This window comes from Streptomyces sp. NPDC047081 (genome assembly GCF_040643775.1).
In the GTDB taxonomy this organism is placed as follows: domain Bacteria; phylum Actinomycetota; class Actinomycetes; order Streptomycetales; family Streptomycetaceae; genus Streptomyces.
This window is the reverse complement of the sequence record NZ_JBEYUY010000007.1, coordinates 23,692-49,329: the sequence shown is the minus strand read 5'-3', so window position 1 is coordinate 49,329 and position 25,638 is coordinate 23,692. Positions and strand designations below refer to the sequence as shown.

Annotated in this window: 21 protein-coding genes and 2 pseudogenes; 14 read left to right on the top strand and 9 right to left on the bottom strand. The window is 72.0% G+C overall.

What is annotated here, in order from left to right:
• The first annotated feature begins 143 nt into the window (after window positions 1–143).
• From ABZ848_RS15275 to ABZ848_RS15240, 8 genes are all read left to right on the top strand, one after another.
• Window positions 144–899, top strand: a complete 756-nt coding sequence (locus ABZ848_RS15275; RefSeq protein WP_360831097.1) for a CoA transferase subunit A — start codon at window positions 144–146, stop codon at window positions 897–899.
• On the top strand, window positions 899–1,543 hold the full coding sequence (locus ABZ848_RS15270) for a CoA transferase subunit B (protein ID WP_360831094.1): 645 nt from the start codon (window positions 899–901) through the stop codon (window positions 1,541–1,543). Before ABZ848_RS15275 ends, ABZ848_RS15270 begins: the two co-directional genes overlap by 1 nt.
• The gene (locus ABZ848_RS15265) at window positions 1,540–2,742 is read left to right on the top strand and encodes an acetyl-CoA C-acyltransferase (RefSeq protein ID WP_360831092.1); all 1,203 of its coding nucleotides are present in this window, start codon (window positions 1,540–1,542) and stop codon (window positions 2,740–2,742) included. The genes ABZ848_RS15270 and ABZ848_RS15265 overlap by 4 nt, the downstream gene beginning before the upstream one ends.
• Window positions 2,743–2,763: 21 nt before the next feature.
• Window positions 2,764–3,537, top strand: coding sequence for a protocatechuate 3,4-dioxygenase subunit beta (pcaH, locus tag ABZ848_RS15260; protein ID WP_360831089.1), 774 nt, complete (start codon window positions 2,764–2,766; stop codon window positions 3,535–3,537).
• 6 nt (window positions 3,538–3,543) lie between these two features.
• On the top strand, window positions 3,544–4,149 hold the full coding sequence (gene pcaG / locus ABZ848_RS15255; RefSeq protein ID WP_360831086.1) for a protocatechuate 3,4-dioxygenase subunit alpha: 606 nt from the start codon (window positions 3,544–3,546) through the stop codon (window positions 4,147–4,149).
• On the top strand, window positions 4,146–5,480 hold the full coding sequence (gene pcaB, locus ABZ848_RS15250; protein WP_360831083.1) for a 3-carboxy-cis,cis-muconate cycloisomerase: 1,335 nt from the start codon (window positions 4,146–4,148) through the stop codon (window positions 5,478–5,480). Before pcaG ends, pcaB begins: the two co-directional genes overlap by 4 nt.
• Window positions 5,477–6,607, top strand: a complete 1,131-nt coding sequence (pcaD, locus tag ABZ848_RS15245; protein ID WP_360831080.1) for a 3-oxoadipate enol-lactonase — start codon at window positions 5,477–5,479, stop codon at window positions 6,605–6,607. The genes pcaB and pcaD overlap by 4 nt, the downstream gene beginning before the upstream one ends.
• 64 nt (window positions 6,608–6,671) lie before the next feature.
• Window positions 6,672–7,463: an SDR family NAD(P)-dependent oxidoreductase gene (locus tag ABZ848_RS15240; RefSeq protein ID WP_360831077.1), complete on the top strand. Its 792-nt coding sequence runs from the start codon at window positions 6,672–6,674 to the stop codon at window positions 7,461–7,463.
• Between the two features lie 35 nt (window positions 7,464–7,498).
• On the opposite strand, the gene ABZ848_RS15235 is transcribed toward ABZ848_RS15240, so the two are convergent.
• Window positions 7,499–10,183: an AAA family ATPase gene (locus tag ABZ848_RS15235; RefSeq protein WP_360831074.1), complete on the bottom strand. Its 2,685-nt coding sequence runs from the start codon at window positions 10,181–10,183 to the stop codon at window positions 7,499–7,501.
• 181 nt (window positions 10,184–10,364) lie between these two features.
• Between ABZ848_RS15235 and ABZ848_RS15230 the strand changes: the two are divergent.
• From ABZ848_RS15230 to ABZ848_RS15220, 3 genes and pseudogenes are all read left to right on the top strand, one after another.
• Window positions 10,365–10,940: pseudogene (locus ABZ848_RS15230) on the top strand (metabolite-proton symporter); the annotation flags it as partial.
• Window positions 10,917–12,047, top strand: a pseudogene (locus tag ABZ848_RS15225) (anhydro-N-acetylmuramic acid kinase). The pseudogenes ABZ848_RS15230 and ABZ848_RS15225, both read left to right, overlap by 24 nt.
• A 50-nt stretch (window positions 12,048–12,097) precedes the next feature.
• On the top strand, window positions 12,098–13,138 hold the full coding sequence (locus ABZ848_RS15220; protein WP_360831071.1) for a DUF2510 domain-containing protein: 1,041 nt from the start codon (window positions 12,098–12,100) through the stop codon (window positions 13,136–13,138).
• Window positions 13,139–13,293: 155 nt separating this feature from the next.
• Here ABZ848_RS15220 and ABZ848_RS15215 read toward each other — a convergent pair whose 3' ends face one another.
• Window positions 13,294–13,908, bottom strand: a complete 615-nt coding sequence (locus tag ABZ848_RS15215) for a TetR/AcrR family transcriptional regulator (protein WP_360831068.1) — start codon at window positions 13,906–13,908, stop codon at window positions 13,294–13,296.
• Between the two features lie 226 nt (window positions 13,909–14,134).
• Between ABZ848_RS15215 and ABZ848_RS15210 the strand changes: the two genes are divergently transcribed.
• Together ABZ848_RS15210 and ABZ848_RS15205 are read left to right on the top strand one after the other, a co-directional pair.
• Window positions 14,135–14,938 carry a phosphatase PAP2 family protein gene (locus ABZ848_RS15210; RefSeq protein WP_360831066.1) on the top strand — a complete coding sequence of 268 codons (804 nt, stop codon included), beginning with the start codon at window positions 14,135–14,137 and terminating at the stop codon, window positions 14,936–14,938.
• Window positions 14,935–15,882 carry a hypothetical protein gene (locus ABZ848_RS15205; RefSeq protein WP_360831063.1) on the top strand — a complete coding sequence of 316 codons (948 nt, stop codon included), beginning with the start codon at window positions 14,935–14,937 and terminating at the stop codon, window positions 15,880–15,882. Before ABZ848_RS15210 ends, ABZ848_RS15205 begins: the two co-directional genes overlap by 4 nt.
• Here the strand turns inward: ABZ848_RS15205 and ABZ848_RS15200 are convergent, their stop codons facing one another.
• Complete coding sequence (locus ABZ848_RS15200) at window positions 15,883–17,430, bottom strand: FAD-dependent monooxygenase (RefSeq protein WP_360831060.1); 1,548 nt, start codon at window positions 17,428–17,430, stop codon at window positions 15,883–15,885.
• A gap of 44 nt (window positions 17,431–17,474) precedes the next feature.
• On the opposite strand from ABZ848_RS15200, the gene ABZ848_RS15195 reads away from it, so the two are divergent.
• Window positions 17,475–18,197 carry a TetR/AcrR family transcriptional regulator C-terminal domain-containing protein gene (locus ABZ848_RS15195; protein WP_360831057.1) on the top strand — a complete coding sequence of 241 codons (723 nt, stop codon included), beginning with the start codon at window positions 17,475–17,477 and terminating at the stop codon, window positions 18,195–18,197.
• A gap of 70 nt (window positions 18,198–18,267) precedes the next feature.
• On the opposite strand, the gene ABZ848_RS15190 is transcribed toward ABZ848_RS15195, so the two are convergent.
• The 6 genes from ABZ848_RS15190 to ABZ848_RS15165 form a co-directional block, all read right to left on the bottom strand.
• Entirely contained in the window at window positions 18,268–19,089 is an 822-nt protein-coding gene (locus ABZ848_RS15190; RefSeq protein ID WP_360831055.1) for a phospholipid scramblase-related protein, read from the bottom strand.
• 65 nt (window positions 19,090–19,154) lie between these two features.
• On the bottom strand, window positions 19,155–21,209 hold the full coding sequence (locus tag ABZ848_RS15185) for a phosphocholine-specific phospholipase C (protein WP_360831052.1): 2,055 nt from the start codon (window positions 21,207–21,209) through the stop codon (window positions 19,155–19,157).
• A 261-nt stretch (window positions 21,210–21,470) separates the two neighbouring features.
• On the bottom strand, window positions 21,471–22,478 hold the full coding sequence (locus ABZ848_RS15180) for a BadF/BadG/BcrA/BcrD ATPase family protein (RefSeq protein ID WP_360831049.1): 1,008 nt from the start codon (window positions 22,476–22,478) through the stop codon (window positions 21,471–21,473).
• Window positions 22,471–23,757 (bottom strand): 6-phospho-beta-glucosidase, encoded by a 1,287-nt coding sequence (locus tag ABZ848_RS15175; protein WP_360831045.1) that lies wholly within the window; start codon window positions 23,755–23,757, stop codon window positions 22,471–22,473. Before ABZ848_RS15175 ends, ABZ848_RS15180 begins: the two co-directional genes overlap by 8 nt.
• 26 nt (window positions 23,758–23,783) lie before the next feature.
• Window positions 23,784–24,641, bottom strand: a complete 858-nt coding sequence (locus ABZ848_RS15170; RefSeq protein ID WP_360831042.1) for a carbohydrate ABC transporter permease — start codon at window positions 24,639–24,641, stop codon at window positions 23,784–23,786.
• Window positions 24,638–25,636, bottom strand: coding sequence for a sugar ABC transporter permease (locus ABZ848_RS15165; RefSeq protein ID WP_360831039.1), 999 nt, complete (start codon window positions 25,634–25,636; stop codon window positions 24,638–24,640). Before ABZ848_RS15165 ends, ABZ848_RS15170 begins: the two co-directional genes overlap by 4 nt.
• Window positions 25,637–25,638 lie beyond the last annotated feature (2 nt).

The window sequence follows — 25,638 nt, the reverse complement described above, 5'->3', positions numbered from 1 at the left end:
GACCTCACGCTTCTCCTGGGTCTTGACGCCGCTCCCTTCCGGTGGCAGCGTGAAGGAAACTTCACCGAAATAGTCAGTGCCCTGATTAATGCATGGCCGGGCTTGACGCTTGGCCGGCGCTCGGACGGGATGGAGCTTCACGGATGGACAAGGTGGTCGCCACAGCCGCCGAGGCGGTGGCCGATGTGCCGGACGGCGCCACACTCGCCGTCGGCGGTTTCGGGCTGAGCGGGGTGCCGAACGTGCTGATCCAGGCCCTGTACGAGCGTGGCGTCGGCTCTCTGGGCGTGGTCTCCAACAACTGCGGGGCGATGGAGTCCGGCCTCGCGGTCCTGCTGGCCGCCGGGCGGATCGCGCGGGTCACCGGCTCCTACATCGGGGCGAACAAGGAGTTCGCGCGGCAGTACCTGGCCGGCGAGCTGGAGGTCGAGCTGATCCCGCAGGGCACGCTGGCGGAGCGACTGCGGGCCGGCGGCGCGGGGATCCCCGCCTTCTTCACGCCCGCGGGTGTGGGCACGCAGGTCGCCGAGGGCGGGCTGCCGTGGCGTTACGACGGTGAGGGCGGCGTCGCGCTGGCCTCGCCGCCGAAGGAGGTGCGGGAGTTCGACGGGGTGGAGTACGTGATGGAGCGGGGCATCCGCACCGACTTCGCGCTGGTGCGGGCGGCGAAGGGCGACCGGCACGGGAACCTGGTCTTCAACAAGTCCACCCGGAACTTCAACCCCCTTGCCTCGATGGCCGGGCGGGTGACGGTCGCCGAGGTCGAGGAACTCGTCGAGCCCGGCGAGATCGACCCGGACGCGGTGCATCTGCCGGGGATCTTCGTGCAGCGGGTGGTGGCGCTGAGTCCGGAGCAGGCGGCGGACAAGAAGATCGAGCAGCGGACGGTGAGCAGCTGATGGCCTGGACACGTGAGCAGATGGCCGCCCGGGCCGCGCGCGAACTTCAGGACGGGCAGTACGTCAACCTCGGCATCGGCCTGCCGACGCTGATCCCGAACTATCTGCCGGAGGGTGTGGAGGTGATCCTGGAGTCGGAGAACGGCATCCTGGGCACCGGGCCGTATCCGACCGAGGACGCGGTCGATCCGGATCTGATCAACGCCGGCAAGGAGACCGTGACGGTCCTGCCGGGCGCTTCCTTCTTCGACTCGGCGCTGTCCTTCTCGATGATCCGCGGCGGGCACATCGACGTCGCGGTGCTGGGCGCGATGCAGGTCTCCGCGAAGGGCGACCTGGCGAACTGGGCGATCCCCGGGAAGCTGATCACCGGGATCGGCGGGGCGATGGACCTCGTACACGGAGCCCGGACGGTGATCGTGGTCATGACGCACACCGCGAAGGACGGCTCGGCGAAGATCCTGGAGGACTGCGCGCTGCCGCTCACAGGCAAAGCGTGTGTGAACCGAGTCATCACCGATCTCGGGGTGATCGACGTGACACCGGACGGGCTCGTGTTGACCGAGGTCGCGCCCGATGTGAACGTCGAAGACGTGGTCGCCAAGACCGACGCGAAGCTGACCGTTGCGGAGGACCTGCTGTGAACACGGTTTACATCGTCGACGCGGTCCGCACCCCGATCGGCCGCTACAACGGCGGTCTGGCGGGCGTGCGTCCCGACGACCTGGCCGCCCACGCCATCCGCGAGCTGATCGCCCGCACCCCCGACCTGGACCCGGCCCGGATCGAGGACGTCTACTTCGGCAACGCGAACGGCGCGGGCGAGGAGAACCGCAACGTCGGCCGCATGGCCGCGCTGCTCGCCGGCCTGCCGACCTCCGTGCCCGGCGTCACCGTCAACCGCCTGTGCGCCTCCGGCCTCGAAGCCGTCATCCAGGCATCCCGCGCCATCGCGGCCGGCGACGCCCACATCGCCGTGGCCGGCGGTGTCGAGTCGATGACCCGCGCCCCCTACGTCCTGCCCAAGAACGACAAGCCCTTCCCCGCCGCCCACACCGAGCTGTACTCGACCACCCTCGGCTGGCGCATGGTCAACCCGAGGATGGACCCGCAGTGGACCATCCCGCTGGGCGAGTCCGCCGAGCTGATCGCCGAGAAGCACAAGATCAGCCGTGAGCAGCAGGACGAGTTCGCGCTCGCCTCGCACCAGAAGGCGGCTTCAGCCCAGCAACAGGGCCTGTTCGACGCCGAGTTGGCCCCCGTGTCGATCCCGCAGCGCAAGGGCGACCCGGTCGTCCTCGCCGCCGACGAGTCGGTTCGCGCGGACGCCTCCCTGGCCGCCATGGCCAAGCTCAAGCCGTCCTTCCGCAAGGAGAACGGCACCGTCACCGCCGGGAACGCCTCGCCGCTCAACGACGGTGCCGCCGCCCTGCTCCTGGTCGACGAGGAGGGCCTGAAGGCGGTCGGCCGCGAGCCGCTGGCCCGTGTCTCCGCGACCGGCGTGCACGCCGTCGACCCGCAGTACTTCGGACTCGCGCCGGTCGAGGCCGTCAACCGCGCTCTCACCAAGGCGGGCAAGGTATTTGACGACCTGTCGGTCCTTGAGCTGAACGAGGCCTTCGCCGCCCAGGTGCTCGGCTGCGTCGCCGAATGGCCCGAGTTCGACCCGCAGATCCTCAACCCTCAGGGCGGCGCGATCGCCCTCGGCCACCCGCTCGGCGCCTCCGGTGCCCGCCTCGCCGGCACCGTCGCCCACCAACTCGCCCGCAAGGGCACGGGCGTTGGCGTCGCCACCCTCTGCATCGGCGTCGGCCAGGGCCTCGCCCTCGTCCTCGAACGCTAAGACTCCCCGAGGAAAATCCCCATGACTCTCACCCAGCACGACATCGACCAGGAGATCGCGGCCGAGCACGCCGCCTACGAGAAGCGGGTCGCCGACGGCGCCCCCGTCGAACACCACCCGCGCCGCGACTACGCGCCGTACCGCTCCTCCGTACTGCGCCACCCCAAGCAGCCGCCCATCGCCATCGACGTCAGCAAGGACCCGGAGCTGGTGGAATTGCACTCCCCCGCCTTCGGCGAGCGGGACATCACCATGATCGACAACGATCTGACCCGGCAGCACAACGGCGAGCCGATCGGTGAGCGGATCACCGTCTCCGGGCGGCTGCTCGACCGCTCCGGGCGTCCGGTCCGCGGTCAGCTCATCGAGGTCTGGCAGGCCAACTCGGCGGGCCGCTACGCCCACCAGCGCGAGCAGCACGACGCCCCGCTGGACCCGAACTTCACCGGCGTCGGCCGCACGATCACCGACGCGGACGGCGCGTACCGCTTCACCACCATCCAGCCGGGCCCCTACCCCTGGCGCAACCACGTCAACGCCTGGCGCCCGGCGCACATCCACTTCTCGATGTTCGGCACGGCGTTCACTCAGCGGCTGGTGACGCAGATGTACTTCCCGAGCGATCCGCTGTTCCCGTACGACCCGATCATCCAGTCGGTGACGGACGACGCGGCGCGCCAGCGGCTGGTCGCGACCTACGACCACGACCTGTCCGTGCCGGAGTTCTCCATGGGCTACCACTGGGACATCGTGCTGGACGGCCCGAACGCCACCTGGATCGAAGAAGGGCGCTGACCTGCCATGACGAAGATCGACACAAGCAGGCCGGAGAGCGTGCTGCCCACCCCCTCGCACACGGTGGGTCCCTTCTACGGCTACGCGCTTCCCTTCCGCGGCGGCGAGGACATCGCCCCGCTCGGCCACCCGGACACGATCACGGTCCACGGCTACATCCTGGACGGCGAGGGCAAGCCGCTGCCCGACGCGTTCGTGGAGCTGTGGGGCGCCGACCCCGACGGCAACGTGTCCACCACCGACGGTTCGATACGCCGAGACCCGGCCTCCGGCGACTATCTGGGCCGCAACGGCGTGGAGTTCACCGGCTGGGGACGCATCCAGACCGACGCCGACGGGCACTGGTACGCGCGGACGCTGCGTCCGGGGGCGCGGGGTCGCAGCGCGCCGTACATCAGCGCGTGTGTGTTCGCGCGCGGGCTGCTGGTGCACCTGTACACCCGGATCTACCTGCCGGGCGACGAGGCGGCGCACGCGACCGACCCGCTGCTCGCGCGGCTGGACGAGGCGCGGCGCGGCACGCTGGTCGCGGCGGACGAGGGCCGTGGCACATACCGTTTCGACATCCGCCTTCAGGGCGAAGGCGAGACGGTCTTCCTGGAGTTCCAGTGACTTCTGTCGATCCCGACGGCACCGGCCTGCTCGCCCCCGGGTGGGCAGGCTCCCCCGCCGCGTCGGCGACCTCCGACACGGCTTATCTGCAAGCCCTCCTCGACGCCGAGGCGGCCCTGACCCGGGCCCAGGCCTCCCTGGACCTCGCCCCGGTAGAGGCGGCCACCGCCGTCACCGGGGCGGCGGTCGCCGACCGCTACGACGTGCGCTCCCTGGCCGAGCGCGCCCGCGGCGGCGGCAACCCGGTCATCCCTCTGGTCGCCGACCTCACGAAGGCGGTCGGCGAGGAGTACGGCCCGTACGTCCACCGGGGCGCGACCAGCCAGGACATCATGGACACGGCCACGATGCTGGTCGCCGTCCGCGCCCTCGACGCGGTGCTCCCCGACCTCGCCCGCACCGAGCGGGCACTGGCCCGGCTCGCCGCCGGGCACCGTGAGACCGCAATGCCCGGCCGCACCCTCACCCAGCACGCCGTACCGACGACCTTCGGGCTGAAGGCGGCGGGGTGGCGCTCGCTCGTCCTCGACGCACGCGACCGGATCAAGGCCGTACGGGATTCGCTGCCCGCCCAACTCGGCGGCGCCGCCGGTACTTTGGCGGCCTTCACGGCGTACGGCGCCCAGGACCCGCAGGCCCTCGTGGCGGCCTACTCCCGCGAGCTCGGCCTCACGGAACCACTCCTCCCCTGGCACACGCTGCGCACCCCGATCGCCGACCTCGCCGGCTGTCTGGCCTTCGCGGCCGGGGCGCTGGGCAAGGTCGCGGCGGACGTGCTGGTGCTCGGCCGTACCGAGATCGCGGAGGTCGCGGAGGGCAGCGGGGGTGGTTCGTCCGCCATGCCGCACAAGGCGAATCCCGTGCGGTCCACGCTGATCGCGGCCGCCACGCGCCGGGCGCCCCAGCTGGCGGCCACCCTGTACGGGTCGATGGCGGCCGAGGACGAGCGGCCCGCCGGGGCCTGGCACGCCGAGTGGGAGCCGCTGAGGGATCTGCTGCGGCTGGTCGGCGGAGCCGCCCGCGACGCGGCCGAACTCACCGAAGGGCTGCGGGTGGACGCGGACGCGATGCGTGAACACCTGGGTCTCACCCACGGGTTGATCGTCTCCGAGCGGCTGTCGGCCGAGCTGGCCGCGATGCTGGGCCGGGCCCGCGCCAAGGCCCTGCTCACGGAGGTCGCCAAGCGGACGTACACCGATGGCCGCACTCTCGCCGAACTCCTCGCCGAGGAGCCCGAGTTGAAGGACGTGGACCTCGGCAAGCTCACCGACCCCGCCCGTTACACCGGTGCGGCCGCAAGCCTCACCGACCGTGCTCTGGAGCGACGTTGACCGAGAAGCTGCTCAACCACCGTGCCGAAGGGCCGACTTCGGCTCCCCCGCTGCTGCTCGGGCCCTCGCTCGGGACGTCGTACGCCCTGTGGGACAAGGTGGCGCCCGAGCTGTCCATCACCCATCGGGTGATCCGCTGGGACCTGCCGGGGCACGGCGGGTCGGCGGCCGGGCTGATCGGGCCCGGCGTCACCGTCGGTGACCTGGCCGACCTGGTGCTGGCGCTCGCCGACTCGCTCGGGATCGACCGGTTCGCGTATGCGGGGGTCTCGCTGGGCGGGGCCGTCGGTCTGCATCTGGCCGTGCACCATCCCGAGCGCGTCGAGTCGCTGGCCGTGATCTGCGCCTCGGCCCACTTCAACGGCGCGGGGCCGTGGGAGGAGCGGGCCGAGCGGGTACGGCGGGAGGGGATGGAGTGGCTGCTGGAGAGTGCCAACGCCCGTTGGTTCGCGGGGGACTTCACCGATCCGGAGCTCGTCCGCGACCACGCCGAGGCCGATCCGGAGGCGTACGCGCTGTGCTGTGACGCGCTGGCCGCCTTCGATCTGAGCGACCGGCTGGGCGAGATCCGCGCACGCACGCTGCTCGTCGCCGGCCGCGAGGACCCGGCGACCCCGCCCGCCCATCTGCGGGAGATCGCGGACGCCGTGCCCGGTTCCGCGCTGGTCGAGATCCCGGGGGCCTCGCATCTGGCGCCCGCGCAGTGCCCGGAGGCCGTGCTCACGGCGCTGCGTGCCCACCTCGGCGGGGGTGCCAAGCGCGGTATGGAGGTACGGCGGCAGGTGCTCGGGGACGCGCACGTGGACCGGGCGCAGGCCCGGCAGACCCCCTTCACCGCCCGGTTCCAGGACTTCATCTCGCGCTACGCGTGGGGCGAGATCTGGACCGACCCGACGCTCTCGCGCCGCGAGCGCAGCATGATCACGCTGACGGCGCTGGTCGCGCACGGGCACTACGACGAGCTGGCCATGCATGTGCGCGCCGCCCGGCGTAACGGGCTCACGCCCGAGGAGATCGGCGCGGTGCTGCTGCAGACGGCCGTGTACTGCGGGGTTCCGGCGGCGAACTCGGCGTTCGCGGCGGCCCAGCGGGTGCTGGCGGAGGAAGCGGCGGAGAACGAAGGGTGACACTCGTGGTCGTAGCCTCAGCAGCACCTCGCACATGCCCGCACCGCGTGCCTACGGTGGAGGCATGTCCACCATTCTGATCACCGGCGCCACGTCCGGTCTCGGCCGTTACGTCGCCTTCGCGCTGGTCCGCTCCGGGCACGTCGTGCTCGCCCACGGCCGCGATCCGGGCCGGACGGAGCAGCTGGTGGCGGAGCTGCGCGCCGAGGGCGACGCGGAGGCCTTCGTCGCGGACCTGGCCTCGCTGGCGCAGGTCCGCGAGCTGGGCGCGCATGTCGCGGGCGCGCATCCCGATCTGGACGTCCTGATCAACAACGCGGGCGTCGGCGCAGGCGCGCCCGGCGCGGGCCGGGAGCTGAGTGCCGACGGCCATGAACTGCGCCTCGCGGTGAACTACCTGGCCCCGGTGGTCCTCACGCGCGCCCTGCTGCCGACGCTGCGCCACAACGCGCCCGCCCGGATCGTCAACGTCGGTTCGGTGGGTCAGGAGCCCGTCGACTTCGACGACATCGAGTTCCGGCGGGGCTACGACGGCTTCGCGGCCTACTGCCGGGCCAAGTTCGCGCTGGCCGCCCACACCTTCGCCCTGGCCGAGGAGCTGGCGGACACCGGCGTCGCCGTGAACGTCCTGCACCCCGCGACCTTCATGGACACGGCGATGGTCCGCGAGGGCGGCGTCACTCCCTGGAACACGGTGGCGGACGGCGCCCCGGGCGTACTGGCCCTGGCCACGCGGGAGTTGGGCACGGGCGGCTACTTCGACGGCACGGCCCCGGCGCGGGCGCACGAGTCGACGTACGACCGCGATGTGCACAAGCGCCTGTCGGCGGTGACCGATCAACTGCTGTCGCTCTAGGGCCTGTCCGGCGGATCAGGCCCTGGGCGTGGTCCCTAGCGCAGCCCCCGGCCCGTCTCCAGCACCTCCCTGGCCTGGGCCACCAGGCCGTCCGCACCGCACTGCCGGGCAAGCCCCAGACCGCGGTTGATCTCGGCCACCGACCGTGCGGCGATGCCGTACTCCACCCGGGCCGCCGCATGCTCGTACTGGCAGGGAGAGGACTCCAGATAGGCGACGGCCTGGGCGGCCAGGCGGACCGCGCGCTGGCCGGTCTCCAGGGCGGCCGCGCAGCGCAGTGCCTGGCCGATGGCCGTGTCGGTGCCGAACCGCTCGGCCTGGCGGCGGGCGTCCGAGGCGAGTTGCGCGGCCCGTGCCGGGTCCTCGCGGGCGAGGGCCCGCGCGAGGTCCAGTGCCCAGGCGACGACCACGGGATTGCGGTGGCCGCACGCGGCCGCGGCCTTCTCGGCTTCTTCCAGTTCGTTGATCCCGTCCTTCGTACGGCCGACCGCGAGCAGCAGGCGGCCGCGGACGGAACGCGCGTCGGGCATGACGACGGTGGACGGGTAGGGCGGGGCGAAGTCGTACTCCTCGGCGATCTCCCAGGCCTCGGCGACATGGCCGCGGGCGAGCAGGGTGTCGACGAGGTTGCAGGTCACCGTCCAGTACAACGGCAGTCCGCGGCCGACGCGTTCGGCGAGCCGCAGCGACTCGCGCAGGGACGCCTCCGCCTCCCGCAGCCGGCCGCGCCGGCGGTGCGTGAGCCCGACGTAGGCGTGGGCCAGGACGAGATGGCCGCCGCTCCAGCCGGCCGTCTCATAGGCGCGCAGGGCCTCGGTGCACAGGCTCTCGGCGCGGTCGAGGCGGTCGGCGTGGGCGTAGGAGCTGGTCAGCATGATCAGGAGCTCGACGCCCCACTCGGTGTCGGTCCAGCCGAGGCCCGGAGCGAGACGGCCGTTGACGAGGGCGCGGTCGCAGTACTCGACGACCTCCTCGGCGTTCTCGCCGTGGATCAGGGCGTCGAAGCCGCGCAGGATGAGCAGGGCCCGCTCGGAGTTGTCGCGGCCGGTGCAGGTACTGGCGAGTGCGGCCAGCCGTTCGGAGCGGTCCGGCGAGACGGCCTCGCCGGAGAAGATGCCCTCCCACATGAACTGGACGGCCTGGAGCCGCAGTTTCGCCGGACCGTCCTCGAGCCGCGCCGCCTCCGCCTCGACCGTGCGGACGGCCTCCTGCAGCTGGTCGTTGTGGAGGAGTGCCTGGGAGAGGCGGAAGACCGCGTCCACGCGCGTGTCGCCGTCGAGGCCGGGCATGCCGAGTGCGGACTGCAGGTGGTCGATGGTGGTGGCGGGCGCGGTGAGCAGGGTGGCGCAGCCCAGTTCGTAGAGCACGCGCGCGTGGGTCTCGGGGCGGGGCGGTTCCAGCAGGGCGCGCTCCAGGCAGCGGCGGGCCGCGTCGGGGGCGCCGACGGCGAGGTGTTCGCGGGCGGCCTCGCGCAGCTGCTCGACGAGTTCCTCGTCGTCGTCCGGATGGACCCGGAGCAGGTGCCGGGAGGCCATGGCGGCACCGCGCCCGGAGTCGGTGATGACCTGGGCGGCGATGCCGTGCATGGCGGTGCACAGGGCGTCCGGGATGGAGTTGTAGACGGCGGACTGGATCAGCGGGTGGACGAACTCCATCTCGCCCGTGCCCGGTTGGCCGCCGACCGGGTCGGGCTCGGTGAGGATGCGGGCGCCCTGGAGCAGGATGGCGCAGCGGGCGGCGTCCTCGTGGCCCATGGTGGCCAGGCGGGCGACCAGGTCGACGGAGATGTCGCTGCCGAGGATGGCGGCGGCCCAGGCGAACCGGGTGGCGTCGACGCCCAGTTCCTCCAGGCGGGCGACGAGTCCGCCGCCGCGGGCCGAGCGGTTGAGGGCGCGCAGCTCGGCCGCCGCGCCCTCGGTCGGCTCCAGCTCGCTGTCGCCGACCTTGGCGAGGAGTTCGACGGTCTCGTACGGGTTGCCGCCGGTGACGGCCCAGACCTCGCGGCAGAACGGTCCGTCGGCGTGGGCGCCCAGGGTGGCGCGGGTGAGGCCGGCGGTGGCTTCCGGGGTGAGGGCGCTCAGGGTGGCGTCGGGGCGGCCCGAGGCGGCGGCGATCGCGTCGAGGTGGCGGGCGCTCTCGCCGCTGACCTCGCCGGGGCGGCGGGCCACGACGACCAGGACGGAGAGGTCGTCGAGCCGCTCGGCGAAGGCGGCGAGCCAGCGCAGGGTCTCCTGGTCGGCCCAGTGCGCGTCGTCGATCAGCAGCACCAGCGGCCAGTCGCGCCGGGCCAGCCTGGTTACGGCGGCGACCAGGCCGTCGCACACACCCTGCGGGTCGGCCTGGGGCCCGCCCGGCTCGGTGATACCGAGGGCGGGGCCGGCGACGTCGTACCAGTCGCCGAGGTACTCGCGGGCCTCCTCCGGCATCAGCCTGATCAGCGCGGGCTGCAGCAGCTGCCGCACCACGTTGAAGGGGACGGACCTGAGGGTCTCGCCGCCGCGGGCCGACCAGACCTGGCAGCCGCGCGCCTCGGCCAGGCGGCGGGTCTCGTTCAGCAGAGCCGTCTTGCCCAGTCCCGCCTCGCCCTGGATCAGCAGCAGGCTGCCCGAGGACGAGTGGTCGGCGCGCAGGGTGTCGATGGCCCGCTCGACGGCGGCGACTTCCTCGTCGCGCTCCCACAGGGAGGCCGAGGCGGCCTCCGCGGGCCGTACCTCCGTCATCCCGTTACCTCCCCAAGTCGCCCGAACGACGTACAGACCTTGAGCGTAGCCGTCCGATTGCCGAAGTGGAGGCGGGTCGGGGCAGCTGTTGCCGTGATGGGTGACAGCGGATTCACGCAGGCGACGCGTACCGTCTGTGACCTGCCTGTGCGGACCCGACGGACAGTCAAAAGGCGCTGAAATGACGCTGTTTTTCGGACAACGGCGGGACACGCGGCAGCCGTCTGCGCTAGGGGCGCTGGCCGCGGGTTCGGTGGGCAATCTCGTCGAGTGGTACGAGTTCGGGGCGGCTGGGTGACCGGTTCGGGCGGCGGCCGGTGCTGATCGGCGCGCTGCCGACGTACGCGACGGCCGCGGGCCCTGACTCCTTGGCTGCTGACGTTTCTGAGGGTGCTTCAGGGGCTGTCGCCGGGCGGGGAGTTCGGTGATTCGGAGGTCGTACGGCCGCCCGCGCGCGAGGTCGCGGGTGCGATCGCGCTGGGTGCCGCGCGGATCATGGGCTGGGCGGCGGCCGGGTACACCGTCCTGGTCGTCCTGCCGCCGTCTCGTGACGCTGCTCGCGGTGCCGCTGCTCAATCTCCTTCAGGACGACGGCACTTCGGGCACCGTGAAGGGTGTGGCGGTGTTCGGCGCGGGTGCGGTGGTGGGGCTGATGGCGGGGCCGGGACCGGCGATGCTCGCGGAACTCTTCCCGACGAACGTCCGCCACACGGGCCTCGGACTCGCCTACGCCCTGTCGAATGCCGTGTTCTCGGGCACGTCGTACGACGCGATCGACGCGGCGGCGGCCGACTTGCGCCTGGTCGGCGACAGTCTCGTACTGGAGCCGCTGGGGATGGTGGGCGAGGGGTACGACGAGGGGCTGCGGGAGGCGCTGCCGCCCGCGGCCACCTCCCTCGGGGAGGTGTGCCGGCTCGACACGCGGATCGGGCAGGCCTTCGCGGCGGCGGCCGTCCGGGCGAACCGTGAACTGTGCGGCGGGGAGGCCGAGTTGGTGGCCTCGCACGGGCAGACCGTCTTCCACTGGGCGGAGGGGCGGGAAGTTGCACGGCACGCTCCAGCTGGGGCAGCCCGCGTGGATCGCCGAGGCGACCGGACTGCCCGTGGTCGCCGACTTCCGGCCACGCGACATCGCCGCGGGGGGCAGGGCGCGCCCCTGGTCAGCCCGGTCGACCTGCTGTGGCTGCGCGGCCGCCCCGGCACGCCCGTCGCCCTGGACCTCGGCGGCATCGCCAACCTGACCGCGCCGGACGGCACCGCGTTCGGCACGGGGCCGGCCTGCGCGCTGATCGACTCGGCCGCGAGGGGGTTCAGCGGCGGGCGGCTCGCGTACGACGTCGACGGGGCGCCGGCCGGTCGGGGCGGCGTCCACGAGCCGCTGCTGGAGCGGCTGCCGGCGGAGCCGTACTACGCGCCGCCCGCGCCCAAGACGACCGGCAAGGAAGTGTTCCATCTCGGGTATCTCCAGGACGCGCTGGCCGGGTTCGGGACGCTGGGGGCCGAGGACGTCGTCGCCGCCCTCACCGTGCTCACGGCCCGGACGGTCGCGGACGCGGTGCTCGCGCCGGGGGCCACGGAGGTGATCGCGTCCGGCGGCGGGATCCGGAGTCCGGTGCTCAGGCGCTTGCTCGTCCGACGCGCGCACCGCGATCCCCGGCAGCAGCCGGGCCTGGCCACGGACGCGAAGGAGGCGTACGCCTTCGCCGTACTGGGGTTCCTGACCTGGCACGGGCCGGCTAGCGCCGAGCACGCGAGCACGGGCGCCCGGCGGGCGAGCGTGCTCGGTTCGATCGCTCCCGGGCGGGGCGGACTGCGGCTGCCGGCGCCGGGCTCGCGGCCGCCGGCCCGGCTGGTCATGGCCTGAAAGCCGGATCCTCTCATCCCGCTTTCACCGACGCCTCATACGGTGGTGGCATGACGCAGGTGACTCCTCCCGGGTGGTATCCCGACCCGGGGCAGACAAGTGAGGGTCCCGCCACCGAGCGCTGGTGGGACGGCAAGGCATGGACGGACCGGACCCGCCCCGCGGGCTCGGCCGCCGTATGGGGTCCCCCGGCGCAGGCGCCGACGGAGGGCGCGGATCCTGCGCTCGCGGCGTATCCCACCTATCCGGCGTTCCCCTCGGAGCCGCCGGCCGCCCCGCGGCGCGGGCTGCGCACGGGCATAGCCGTGGCCGCGGCCGTGGCGGTGCTGGCCAGCATCGGCGTGGGCGTGTGGGCGCTGACCGGCGACGGCGGTTCCGGTGGCACCGCCAACTCCCAGCAGGGGCCGGGCGGTCAGGGCGGGGCCGGCGGGCAGAACGGCGGCCAGGGCGGCCCGTTCGGCGGCAACGGCGGGCCCTCGGGCGCGCCCGGCGGCCAGGGCGGCTCCGGGGGTTCCGGCGGCACCGAGTCGCCCGCGCCCGGCCAGTCCGAGGCGCCGAAGATCGAGAGCGGTTCGGTGACCGACCCGATCAGCGGGATCAGCCTGCCCATCCCGGAGGACTGGTACGGCCAGCAGATCACGGTGGGCGCGCAGGTCACCTCGAACGACTCCTACAAGTGCCCCGGCGAGACCTCGCAGACCTGCACGAAGGGCGGCGCGTACTCGGCGCCGGCCTCGGTCCTCCAGACCGCGGGCAGCACGGCCGAGGCGGTCGCCAAGGCCGACATCGAGGCGAACGCCGAGGAGTCCTACGGCGGCAAGACCTACGGCTCGATCACCTCGCACCAGGTGCTCGCCTCCAAGGCGGTCACCGTGGCCGGGCAGAAGGGCTATCTGGTCCGCTGGAAGGCGGTCACCAGCAAGGGCGCCGACGGCTATGTCGAGTCGCTCGCCTTCCCGTCGCCCGCGAACTCCTCGGAGATCGTCGTGGTCCGCTTCGGCGTCGACGTCGGCCAGAAGGAGTCGGTGATCGACGACATCACCAAGGGCATCAAGGTCTCGACGGGCAGCGGCAACGGCCAGAAGGTCTGACCCCGCGCCAGCGGTCCCCCGAAACGGTCGGCCGGGTGGAGCGCCCCTCCGCTCAAGGGGAGCCCCACCCGGCCGGGGGGTGCGCGCCGCCCCCGTCCCCACGGTGCGGCGCGGCAGGTCACCGTCCAGTCATCCCGTGGACGGCGGCCTGGTTCTCAGGTGAGTCCGAGTGCGGGCAGCACCGCGGCCTCCACGAAGCGGACCAGGTAGTCGGGGTCGGCGTACTCGCCCTCCAGGACGGGCCGGGCGCGCATCACGCCGAACATCTGCGCGGGGACGTACGGCAGCGCCGGGTGGTCGGCGGCGATCTCGCCGCGCTCCACTCCGCGCCGCAGGATGTCCTGCAGGGCGCAGATCTCGGGGTCGATCAGCGCCTCGCGCAGGGCCTTCTGGAGCTCCGGGTCCTGCATGATCGCGTGGCCGAGGGCCTGGTGGAGGGCGGTGTCCTTCCTCCCCCACTGCGCGGCGATCCGCGCCGCCTGGCGCAGATCCTCGGCCAGTGAGCCGGTGTCGATGCCGCCGAAGCGGACCTGGCGCGCGGAGCGCAGCGCCGCCGCCACGAACTGCGGCTTCGTCTTCCACTGCCGGTAGAGGGTCGACTTGCTGCACCGTGTGCTGGCGGCGACCCCCTCCATCGTCACGGACTCGTATCCGCACTCGCGGATCTGTTCCAGCACGGCGTCGAAGAACTCCTGCTCACGCTCCGGCGTGATCTTGGAGCGGCGCGAGGCGGCGACCGTCTCCGGTCCGTCCGCGGCCTGCGACGTCATGTGCTCTGCTCCTTCGCTGCGAGTGTCGGCCTTATCCCGGCTTTATTCCCCGAAGCCGGTGTGTCGTACCTCAACCGATACGCCAGTGTACCGGAACGCCTGCGTATCGGTACACTCTCGTATCGGAACGCATTCGTTTCGGGACGGAGGCGTACCGATGAGTTCGGGCTCCGGCCCGAGTCTCACCACGTACCAACCAGCACCACGTCAGCGAAGGGGCCGGGGGATGAATGCCCGCACCGAGCCTGCAGAAGGAGAGACCGGCGCGATAGCCCGGCCTCCGGTCGTCCGTGAGCTCCTGCTCGTCGCAGGGCTCTTCCTCGTCTACAAGTTCGGCCGCCAGCTGGCGACCGGCCACACCGGCGAGGCCCTGCACAACGCGCATCGCGTGTGGGACCTGGAACGGACGCTCCATCTGCCCGGCGAGGGCGCGGTGCAGTCGGCCCTGCTGCACAGCGACACCCTGGTGCACATCGCGAACACCTACTACGCGACCGTCCACTTCCCCGCCACCCTGGCCTTCCTGGTCTGGCTGTACCTGCGGCGCCCCGCGCACTACGTCTGGGCCCGCCGGGTCCTGGCGGTTGTCACCTCGGCGGCCCTGGTGCTGCCCTTCGTGTTCCCGCTCGCGCCGCCGCGGATGCTGGCCGCCACGGGACTCGTCGACACCGCGCACGTGTACGGGCCCTCGGTGTACGGCCCGCCCTCCTCGGACCACCTCTCGAACCAGTTCGCGGCGATGCCCTCGCTGCACTTCGGCTGGGCCCTGATGGTGGCGATCGGCCTGATCGCGGCCACGCGCTCCCGGTGGCGCTGGCTGTGGCTGCTGCACCCGCTGGTCACCCTGCTGGTGATCGTCGGTACGGCGAACCACTACTGGCTGGACGCGATCGTGGCCACCGCCATGCTGGGCGCCGCGCTCGCCCTCATCCACCGTCCGCACCGCACGGTCAGCACGGCAGGGCGCGCCGGGGAACAGCTCGCGCCGGTCGCCGAGGACACCAACGTCCTGGTGGGAGCGGGCCGATGACCGCCACCCTGATCGCCATCGCCCTGTCGCTGGTCTCCGCCGTCGCCTACGCGGCCGCCGCTGTGGCCCAGGAGCGGCTCGCCGCCCGCAGCGCCGACACCGGCATGCTGCGGCTGCTGGGCGCGGGCGCCTGGTGGGCGTCGGTCGGGCTCAACGCCGGCGCGGCCCTGCTGCACGTCGTGGCCCTCAAGTACGGCACGCTGACCGTCGTACAACCTCTTGGCGCTCTCACGCTCGTCGCCGCGGTGCCGATGGGAGCGCGGGTGGCGGGCCGGAAGGTCACCGCGGCCGAATGGCGCGGCACCGCGCTCACGCTGGCCGGTCTGGCCGCGCTGCTGGTCACCGCGTCCGGATCGGCGCCGGACCAGGTGCTGAGCCTGACCGAGGCCCTCGTGGTGGCGGGTACGACCGCCGCGCTGATCGGCCTGCTGTCCCGCCCGGGAACCAAGCCGGGCCTGCGCCACGCGACCGCCTCCGGCTTCGCGTCGGGTGTGGCCTCGGCGCTCACCCAGACGGTGACGGTGGCCGCGACCGACCGCTCGGGCCCGGCGCTCAGCCTCCAGGTCGTCCTGGTCGCGGTGCTGGTGGCCGCCTTCGCGGTCGGCGGGCTGCTGCTGTCGCAGACCGCGTACAAGGGTGGCCTCGGCGCTCCGCTCGCGGTGGTGACCTTGTCCAACCCGATCGCCGCCGCGGCGATCGGACTGACCCTGCTCGGTCAGGGCCTGCGCGGGGGTGCGGCGGGAGTGCTGCTGGCCCTCGCGGGCGGGACGGTCGCGTCGTGGGGTGTCGTACTGCTGACGCGGGTGACGCCCGTGTCCGTGGTCGAGGTCGATGAGGAGCACCCGGTTGCGGCGGTGCTGGCCCTCAAGCCGGAAACGGCGACGCCCGAACCGGCGTTGGTGCCCCGGCAGCCTTCCGACCCGGGGCATCTGACACCGCTCTGATCAGGGCGTGACCTCGACCGCAGGCGACGGCGTGCCGGCCCAGCGGTGCAGGGCCGCTTCGAGGCCGGTGGCGTCGGTGGTGTCGGAGGCCCAGGCGACGACTCCGTCGGGGCGGACCAGCACGCCGGCCGGGGTCGCGTGTTCGTCGGTCACCGTGGTCACCCGGTCGCTCCAGGACGCGGCGAGGTCGGCGAAGACGCCATCGGCCGTGCGGTCCAGCAGCAGGAACCCACCGTGGTGGCCGTGGTCGGCCAGCCGGGAGCCGTCGTTCAGGGGCAGGTCGGGGACGTACCGCCCGATCAGCGGGTGGTCGCCGGGCAGGTCGATGCGCTGGGTGACGCCGGAGATCTTCTTGACGGCGTACGTGGCGCCCTCCCGGGTGCTCAGCAGGTCGGCGACGATCTCACGCAGCGCGGCCGACTTGGCGTCCCCGCGCAGCACCCCGATCTGGGCCCGCGTCCAGTCCAGCACCCAGACGCCGAGGGGCCGGCGTTCGGCGTCGTAGGTGTCGAGGAGTTCCTCGGACGCCCAGCCGGCGATGACGGCGCCGAGCTTCCAGCCGAGGTTCATCGCGTCGCCGAAGCCGAGGTTGAGCCCCTGGCCGCCGAACGGCGAGTGCACGTGCGCGGAGTCGCCGGCCAGCAGGACGCGGCCCGACCGGTAGGTCGCGGCCTGGCGGGCGTTGTCGGACCAGCGGGTCGCGGGGGCGCGCAGCGCGGTGAGCGTGACGTCGGTGCCCGAGACCCGGCGCAGGCTGCTCTGCACCTCCTCGATCGTCACCGGCGCGGTCCGGTCGGCGGGAGGCACGTCGAACTCCACGGTGACCACGCGCCCGGGCTGCGGCCCGTAGCGGTACGCCCCCCGGCTCGACCAGGTCCAGCCGTCGGCGAGCTTCTCCGGGTCGGCGATGTCGGCGACCGCCAGATGTCCGGTCAGTTCCGGGTCGGTGCCCGGGAAGCCGATGCCCGCGAGGCGGCGCACGGTGCTGCGTCCGCCGTCGCACCCGACCAGCCAACCGGTGCGCACGGTACCGGCGTTGGTGCCCACGAGGACGCCCTCGCCGGTGTCCTCCAGCCCGGTCACCTCCACACCCCGTCGCACCGGCACGCCGAGCCGCGCGAGATGGCCGGCCAGCAGCGCCTCCAGCTCGCGCTGCGGCACCATGCGTGCCCCGTCGGCGGCGGTGTGCGCGGCGAGGTCGGCGTCGGACCAGTCCACCAGGTCGGGTTCGAGGACCATCCCCGCGAAGTGCCCCGTGAACCGTGCGGCCTTCCCGCCGCCGAACGACCCCACCTTTTCGAGGATCTCCCGCTGCACCTGTTCGGCGGCCGGCAGCAGACCGCGCCGGTCGAGGGCTTCGGCGGTCGGCACGTTGATCGACCCGGCCTTCATCGACCGGTCCGGCTCCGCCAGTCGTTCGAGCACCTGCACCGACGCTCCGGCCAGCGCCAGCTCCGCGGCGAGCACGAGGCCCACCGGTCCGGCTCCGACGACGGTCACGTCCGTGTACTGATTCGCATTCGTCTTCACATTCGTCTTCACGAACACTGTTCTATGAACGAACGGCGTTCGTGTCAAGTTATGATGACCCGGTGAACCCGAGAGAGCGACGTGCGGCGCGTCACCTGCCGCCGAACCCCGAGGCCGGCGCCGCCCCCAGACCGCGGCGGCGTACGGCACCGATCACCGTGGAGCAGGTCGTCGACACCGCCCTGGACGTCGTCGCCACGGAGGGCTACGAGGCGCTGACCATGCGGCGACTGGCGGGCGCGCTCGACACGGGGCCCGCCTCGCTCTACGCGCACGTGGTGAACAAGGCCGACCTCGACGAGCTGCTCATCGGGCGGCTGTGCTCCGAGCTCGACCTGCCCGAGCCCGACCCCGCGGCCTGGCGGGAGCAGATCCGTGGGGTGTGCGCCCAGATCCGGGACCAGTACCTGAAGTACCCCGGGATCTCACAGGCCGCGCTCGCCATGGCGCCGACCGATCTGGAGACGGTGCGCGTCACCGAGGGAATGCTGGCCATCCTGCTCGCGGGCGGCGTCGCGCCACAGGCGGCGGCATGGGCCATCGACGCCCTCCTGCTGTACGTCGCGGCCTACTGCCTGGAGACGTCCATCGCCCGCAGGCGCTCGGCGCAGGACGACGCCGTCTGGGTCGTCGACCGCGACGAGTTGCTGCGCCGGTTCGCGGCGCTGCCCGCCGGGACCTTCCCCCACACCACCCGCCACGCGGCCGAGATCACGGCGGGCGAGGGCCACGACCGCTTCGACTTCACCCTCGGCCTGATGATCGACGGCCTCGCGCACCGCTAGGACCCGGTCGTACGGAAACGCGAACGGCCGGCCACGCACAAGCGTGACCGGCCGCGATCCGACCCTGGTATTACCCCAGGCCGCGAGAGTCCTGCTTCAGTGCCGTGTCCACGGTGAGCGCCGTGGCGACGACGAGGCTCAGCAGCGGCTCGGGCAGCTGGTAGTGGATCTGGAGGACGTAGTTGTCCGCGGTGGTGAACATCGTCTTGGCGAGGCCCTCCCACGTCTTCGTGATCCGCGCGACCTCGTTCTCCGCGTGGTCGACGATCGCGAAGTTCCACGCCCGCCAGTTCTCCGCCTTGATCGCCCCGACCTGCTGGCCGTTGACGTTCATCGCGAAGTTGATCTTCCCGATCATGTTCTGCTGGACGATCTCACCGACCGGCGACCCGTCCGGACGCGACACGACCACCCGGGACTTGAGGAACTTCGCGGGCCGGGTCAGCAGCAACTGCGGCTGCCCGTAGGCGTCCCGGATCTCCAGCCGGTGGGTCATGAACTGGTCGAGGCTGGAGACGAAGCGCAGCACCTTCTTCAGCGCGCTCTGCCCGACCTCGGTGACCGAGCCGATCTGGTTGCCGTTCTGATCCATGACCTTGTACTCGTTGGTCAGCTCGATCAGCTTGGCCTTCTGGTTGACCACCAGGACCGGCTCGGTGAACAGGCTGCCGCCGCCGGAGCCGCTGGGCGCGACTCCGGCCTGCTGCTGCACCTGACGCTGCACCCGGGGATCGGGCCCGGCGGGCTGCTGCGGCACCTGCTGCTGGACGCCGGCCTGCTGCTGCGCGTTGGTGTGCTCGGTCCACTGGGCGCCGTCCCAGTAGCGAAGGGTCTGCGGCGCTCCGTGCGGATCGGGGTACCAACCTGCAGGAGTGTTCGATTGCGTGGTCACCGGGGCACACTACCCCGCTTCCCCACTGTCCCCACCAGTCCCGGCAACACCGTATTCATCAGCCTTTACCCTGCGATGATCGCCGGGTCGCTGACGCCCGGACGGCCGTTCTCGACATGTCCGGCGAATCGCCGCAGGAACGAGGCGTCGGCCTCGGACGTGACCGTCAGGTCGTACCAGCGCTTGCTCGCCGCGAGGTCGACCGTGTGCTTGACCGTCGCGCCGGCCCGCACCGTGATGGTCTGCGGCTTGCAGCCGTAGCCGCCCTTCAGCTTCAGCCGGACCGTGCCGGAGCCCTTGTTGGTGAAGGTGAGCTCGACGTCGTCGCCGTGGTGGCGGGCGGTGACCTCGGGTCCGGCGGTCCTGTTCGGGCCCTTGAAGACGCGCAGGAAGCCGTTGGGGCCGTGCACGCTCAGGTCGTACGAGCCGTTCGAGTACGCCGAGTTCCAGGTGTCCGCGACGGACTTGCCGGCCTCGGTGGTGTAACTCCACGGCCCGTCCGTGCGGTTGGCCGAGGTCACCAGGAAGGCGGCGCCCGCCTTCGCCCCCGAGGCGAAGGTGAGCGTGAACTTCCCGGCCGCCGCGTCGACCGAACCGTCCACGTACGGGGCGTACTTGAGCGGGCGGGCCGGGCGCAGGCCGCGCTCCTGCCTGGGCAGCACCGGGTTGGCGGGCGGGGTCGGCTTGTAGTCGGGGTGGCGGTCCTTGTCCGGCGGCTGGTAGCCGTCGGTGTCGGGCAGGGCGACCGGCCGGGTGTCCTTGCGGGAGAAGTCGAAGGCCGCGGTCAGGTCACCGCAGACGGTGCGCCGCCAGGGCGAGATGTTGGGCTCGTGGACGCCGAAGCGGGCCTCCATGAACCGGATGATCGAGGTGTGGTCGAGCGTCTCGGAGCAGACGTAACCGCCCTTGCTCCAGGGCGAGACGACGAGCATCGGCACGCGCTGGCCGAGGCCGTAGGGGCCGGCCGGGTGGCTGCTGTCGCCCTTGAACAGGTCGAGGCTCGGGTCGACGGTCGACTTGCCCTGCGCGGCGGAGCCGGCCGGGAACGGCGGCAGAAGGTGGTCGAAGAAGCCGTCGTTCTCGTCGTACGTGATGAACAGGGCCGTCTTCGCCCACACCTCCGGGTCCGAGGTGAGCGCGTCCAGGACCTGGGCGACGTACCAAGCACCGTAGTTGGCGGGCCAGTTGGGGTGCTCGGTGAAGGCCTCGGGGGCGACGACCCAGGAGATCTGCGGCAGCTTGCCGCCCTTGACGTCGGCCTTGAGCTGGTCGAAGAAGCCCTCGCCCTTGCGGGCGTCGGTGCCGGTGCGGGCCTTGTCGTAGAGCGGGTCGCCGGGCTTGGCGTTCTGGTACTGCGTGAAGTAGAGCAGCGAGTTGTCGCCGTAGTTGCCGCGGTAGGCGTCGTTGATCCAGCCCCAGCTGCCGGCGGCGTCCAGGCCGTCGCCGACGTCCTGGTAGATCTTCCAGGAGACGCCGGCCTTCTCCAGGCGCTCGGGGTACGTCGTCCAGCCGTAGCCGACCTCGTCGTTGCCGAGTACGGGCCCGCCGCCCTGGCCGTCATTGCCCGTGTAACCGGTCCACATGTAGTAGCGGTTCGGGTCGGTGGAGCCGATGAACGAGCAGTGGTACGCGTCGCAGATGGTGAAGGAGTCGGCGAGCGCGTAGTGGAACGGGATGTCCTCGCGGGTCAGGTAGGCCATCGTCGTGGAGCCCTTGTTGGGGACCCACTTGTCGTACTTGCCGTTGTCGAAGGCGGCGTGTCCGTCGTTCCAGCCGTGCGGGAGGTCCTGGATGAAGGCCATGCCCAGGTCGTCCGCGTCGGGGTGGAAGGGGAGGATGTCCTTGGTGCCGTCCGACTGGTACCAGACCGGCTTTCCGTCCTGCCGGGTCACCACGGGGCGCGGGTCGCCGAAGCCGCGAACACCCCGGAGCGTGCCGAAGTAGTGGTCGAAGGATCGGTTCTCCTGCATCAGGACGACGATGTGCTCGACGTCCTCGATGGAACCCGTGCGGTGGTTCGCCGGGAGCGCGGCGGCGCGCTGGATGCTGTTGCTCAGCGCGGTGAAGGCGGTGGTCGCGCCCGCGAGTTGGAGGAATCTGCGCCGGTTGACTTCGGGCATGGGTTGCTGCCTCTCATCCTGAGGTGCGGATGGCCGGAACGTGACGGAATGTGCGCGGTGCGAGTGTTCCAAGAGCAGCAAACGTCAGGGAAGGGTCGGGTGGCGTCCGTGTGAAAGTCGCAGGTACGTGGGGTGCGGTGCGGTGGGTGTGACGTGCCGGTCGGGGATAGTCGAGGGGTCGGCGTCGGCAACTCGGCGACGGGCGGGGCGGATTGGGCGCACTGGGCGGGGCCGAGCAGCCTGAAAAGGGCCGGGGCCGGCTCAGGCGTCGTCCGTCAGAGGTTCCGGTGGCTTGCGGCCCGCCACCGTCTCGCGCAGACGTCGGCGTGCCGTGGCCGGGGCGCCCGCCGTCTCCAGGGCCTCGGTGAGGGCGCCCGCGACCGGGGGGACGTCGAGGACCCGGGGGCGGGCCAGCGGGGCCTCGGTGGAGAGGCGGGTGCGGATGTGGTCGGGGAGGAGGACGTGGTCGTTCTGGAGTGTGCCGCCGCCCAGGACCACCGGCGTAGGCGTGCGCAGGAGTCGGAGCCGGCGCAGCAGGGCTGTCACCATGGCGACGATCTCGTCACCCAGGCGCTCGACGATGCCCCTTGCCACGGCGTCGCCGTCCGCGGCGCTCGCGAACACCAGCGGGGCCAGACCGTGCAGCGCGGTGACCGGGATGTCGCCGCCGCTGACGGCCAGCGCGACCGACTCCACGCTGTCCAGGCCGAAGTGGGCCGGCAGTTCGTGCCGCAGCCTGGTCGCCGGTCCCCTGCCGTCGCCGGCCCGGACCGCGGCGCCGAGCCCCGCCCGGGCCACGGCGAGCCCGCCGCCCCAGTCGCCGGTGATGTCGCCCAGGGAGAGGAACCGGGCCGAGCGCCCGCCGGGGTGGACGGCCGCCGCGTTGATGCCGGCCCCGGACACCACCGCCACACCCCAGCCGTCCGGTGCGCCGGCCCGCAGCACGGCGAAGGTGTCGTTGCGCACGACGGTCCGCCCGGTCACGCCGAGCTGGGTCAACTGCCGTAGCGCCAGCCGCTCTTGGGCTCTGCGGTCGACGTTGGCGAGGAAGTACGCGCCGACCGGGACCCGGGTCGTGCCGGGCAGGCCGGCCTCCGCCAGTGCATGCCGGGCGAGGCGGGCGAGGCGTTCGGTGGTGGCCTCCATGCCCTCGGTGTGCGGGCGCGTGCCCGCGCCGCGCACCCAGGACAGCAGCCGTCCGTCGGTGTCCGCGAGGATCAGGTCGGTCTTGGAGTTCCCGCCGTCGACGCCCACGACGAGGTCAGGCATCGGCTGCCTCGCTCGCGAAGAACCGGGGCAGATGGCGGCGGTTGGCCTCCAGCAGGGCGTCGAGCAGGGTGTCCGCCAGCTCCCACTCGCGCACCAGCGGGTTGGCCACGAGGGCGCGTCTGGCCACCGTCCGGTCCCCGGTCAGGGCCGCCTCGACGGCGAGGGTCTCGTACGCCGTGACCGCCTGGACCAGGCCGAGCATCTCGGGCGGCAGGGGCGGGACGGGAGTCGGGTGGGGGCCCGCGGTGTCGACGTCGGCCCCGACTTCGACCACGGCCTCGTCCGGCAGCCCGGGCAGCACTCCGTCGTTGCGGACGTTGACGTAGTGGTGGGCGCCGTCGCCGGTGAGCAGGCTCGTGACGAGGGCCGCCGCGGCCTCGCTGTAGTGGGCCCCGCCCCGCTGCTCCAGCAGGCCGGGTTTGCGGTCCAGGGCGGGGTCGGCGTAGAGCGTGAGCAACTCCCGCTCGATGGCGAGGACTTGCTCGGCCCGGTGGCTGCCGCCCGCCTGCTGGGTCCTGATCTCCTCGTCGGTGCAGTAGAAGTAGTGGAGGTAGTACGAGGGGATCGCCCCGAGGTCGCGCAACGCCCCGGCGGGGACGCGGACTTGGGCGGCCATCGCGTCGAGCGAGTCGCCGCTCAGCAGTTCCGGCAGGCGGTCCGTGCCGTCGACGGTGACCGATCGGATCCAGGTCAGGTGGTTGAGGCCGGCGTGGCCGAGCCGTACCCGCTCGGGGTCGGTGCCGAGGCGGGCGGCCAACTGCCGCTGGAACTTGATCGCCACGTTGCAGAGGCCGACCGCGCGGTGTCCGGCGTCCAGGAGGGCTCGGGTGACGATGCCGACCGGGTTGGTGAAGTCGACGATCCAGGCGCCCGGTCGGGCCCGTCGCCGTACCTCTTCCGCTATGTCGAGCACCACCGGCACCGTGCGCAGGGCCTTGGCGAAGCCGCCGGGGCCGGTGGTCTCCTGGCCGAGCAGGCCGAAGCGGTTCGGCAGGGTCTCGTCGACCAGCCGGGCCGCCTGGCCGCCCACCCGCAGCTGGACGAGGACCGCGGCGGCTCCGTCGACCGCCTCGCCGAGGTCGGTCGTCGTGGTCAGGCGGCCGGGGAAGCCCTGGCGGGCGAGGATACGGCGGGCCAGGCCGCCGATGACGGTGAGGCGTTCGGCGTCGATGTCGTGCAGGACGAGTTCGTCGACCGGCAGCACATCGGCGCGCCGGGCGAAGCCCTCGATCAGTTCGGGCGTGTAGGTACTGCCACCGCCGACAACGGTGATCTTCACTCGTGCTCCCATGAAGTGTGTGGGGGTCAGCCCTTGACGCCGGTCAGCGCGATGCCCTCGACGAAGACCTTCTGCGCCAGGAAGAACAGCACCAGGACCGGCAGCAGGAACATCAGCGAGGCGGCCATCTGGAGCTGGTAGGCGTTCTGGTGCCCGTTCTTGGCGAGCTGGCTGAGGGCCACCGCGAGGGTCTGGCCGGTGTCGCTGTTGCCCGTGTAGAGCAGCGGGTTGTAGAAGTCGTTCCAGGCGTAGAGGAAGGCGAACAGGCCGACGGCGGCGATCGCCGGGCGGGCCATCGGGATCAACACCCGCCAAAGGATGCGCAGTTCGCCCGCGCCGTCCACCCGGGCCGCCTCGGTGAACTCGTCCGGGATGGTGAGGAAGAACTGGCGCAGCAGGAAGATGCTGAACGCGTCGCCGAAGAAGGACGGCACGATGAGCGGCTTGAGGGTGCCCACCCAGCCGGCGTGCGCGTACATGACGTACAGCGGCAGGCTGGTGACCTGGGCGGGGATCATCATCGCGGCGAGCACGACCAGGAAGACCGCCTCCCGGCCGCGCCACTTCAGCCGGGCCAGCGCGTAGGCCACCGGCACCGAGGAGACGACGACACCGACGGTGGAAAGTCCGGCGTACAGCATGGTGTTGAGCAGGTCGCGGCCGAAGGGCATGGCCTTGAAGACCTCGCCGAAGTTGCCGAACTCCCAGGGCGAGGGCCACAACGAGCCGGTGCCGGCCTGGTGTTGGGTCATGAACGCCGTGAGTACGCCGATCGTCAGCGGGAGCAGGAAGCAGAGCGCGACGGCGATGGCGGGCGCGTGCTCGGCGACCACGTACAGCACGCGGCGACCGGCACGCGGCTTCGTCAGCTGGAGGGTGCTCATCGGCCACCGCCCGAGTAGTGCACGAAGCGGCGCGAGGCGCGGATGAAGACCACGGTCGCCGCGAAGATGACCAGGAACAGCAACCAGGCCATGGCCGAGGCGTAACCGGTCTTGAAGTACGCGAAGCCCTGCCGGTACAGCTCGGTGGAGTAGAACAGCAGCGAGCCCGCGGGGTAGCCGACCAGGTCGTTGCTGGAGGATGTGGCGCTCGCCGAACTGGAGGCGACGAACGCCTCGGTGAAGTACTGGAACGTGTAGATCATGCCGGTGAGCAGGGCGAAGAAGATCACCGGGGAGATCGCCGGGAGGGTGACGCTGCGGAACTTCTGCCAGGTGCCCGCGCCGTCGAGTTCGGCGGCCTCGTACAGCTCACGCGGTACGTCGAGCATGGCGGCGGAGAAGATGACCATGACGTTGCCGCTCGCCCACAGGGCCATCAGGACGAGGCTGGGCTTGGACCAGGCGGGGTCGGAGAACCAGCCGGGGCCGTTGATCCCCACCCAGCCCAGCATCCGGTTGAGCGGGCCGACCGGGTTGAGCAGCACGATGAACGACAGGGCCGCGGCCACCACCGGCACCATCGACGGCAGGAAGAACAACGTGCGGTAGACGGCCCGGCCGCGCTTGACGCGGATGATCACCCAGGCGGTGAACATGGCCCAGGCGGTGCGCAGCGGCACCATGACGACGACCATCCACAGGGTGTTGCGCACGGCGACCCAGAAGGTGTCGGACTGGGTGAACAGGGCGCGGTAGTTGCGCAGTCCGACGAACTGCGTCGGGCGGTAGGAGCCGGCCTGGAAGTCGGTGAGGGAGTAGTAGAGCGTGGCGATCACCGGGTAGAGCACGAAGACGCAGAACCCGATGACGAACGGGGACAGGAAGGCGAGGACGACCCACCAGCGGGCCTTGCTCGGGCGGCGTCGCCCGCCCCGGGCCGGCCGCGTGCGCGCCGTGCCCGGGGCCTCGCCGACGGGGGCGAGTACGGTCGTCATCT

Excerpts from the sequence above, each read along its gene's own strand:
- ABZ848_RS15275 (WP_360831097.1), top strand. The coding sequence starts at position 144 with ATGGACAAGGTGGTCGCCACAGCCGCCGAGGCGGTGGCCGATGTGCCG.
- ABZ848_RS15270 (WP_360831094.1), top strand. The coding sequence starts at position 899 with ATGGCCTGGACACGTGAGCAGATGGCCGCCCGGGCCGCGCGCGAACTT.
- pcaH (WP_360831089.1), top strand. The coding sequence starts at position 2,764 with ATGACTCTCACCCAGCACGACATCGACCAGGAGATCGCGGCCGAGCAC.
- pcaG (WP_360831086.1), top strand. The coding sequence starts at position 3,544 with ATGACGAAGATCGACACAAGCAGGCCGGAGAGCGTGCTGCCCACCCCC.
- ABZ848_RS15240 (WP_360831077.1), top strand. The coding sequence starts at position 6,672 with ATGTCCACCATTCTGATCACCGGCGCCACGTCCGGTCTCGGCCGTTAC.
- ABZ848_RS15235 (WP_360831074.1), bottom strand. The coding sequence starts at position 10,183 with ATGACGGAGGTACGGCCCGCGGAGGCCGCCTCGGCCTCCCTGTGGGAG.
- ABZ848_RS15220 (WP_360831071.1), top strand. The coding sequence starts at position 12,098 with ATGACGCAGGTGACTCCTCCCGGGTGGTATCCCGACCCGGGGCAGACA.
- ABZ848_RS15215 (WP_360831068.1), bottom strand. The coding sequence starts at position 13,908 with ATGACGTCGCAGGCCGCGGACGGACCGGAGACGGTCGCCGCCTCGCGC.
- ABZ848_RS15210 (WP_360831066.1), top strand. The coding sequence starts at position 14,135 with ATGAATGCCCGCACCGAGCCTGCAGAAGGAGAGACCGGCGCGATAGCC.
- ABZ848_RS15205 (WP_360831063.1), top strand. The coding sequence starts at position 14,935 with ATGACCGCCACCCTGATCGCCATCGCCCTGTCGCTGGTCTCCGCCGTC.
- ABZ848_RS15185 (WP_360831052.1), bottom strand. The coding sequence starts at position 21,209 with ATGCCCGAAGTCAACCGGCGCAGATTCCTCCAACTCGCGGGCGCGACC.
- ABZ848_RS15180 (WP_360831049.1), bottom strand. The coding sequence starts at position 22,478 with ATGCCTGACCTCGTCGTGGGCGTCGACGGCGGGAACTCCAAGACCGAC.
- ABZ848_RS15170 (WP_360831042.1), bottom strand. The coding sequence starts at position 24,641 with ATGAGCACCCTCCAGCTGACGAAGCCGCGTGCCGGTCGCCGCGTGCTG.
- ABZ848_RS15165 (WP_360831039.1), bottom strand. The coding sequence starts at position 25,636 with ATGACGACCGTACTCGCCCCCGTCGGCGAGGCCCCGGGCACGGCGCGC.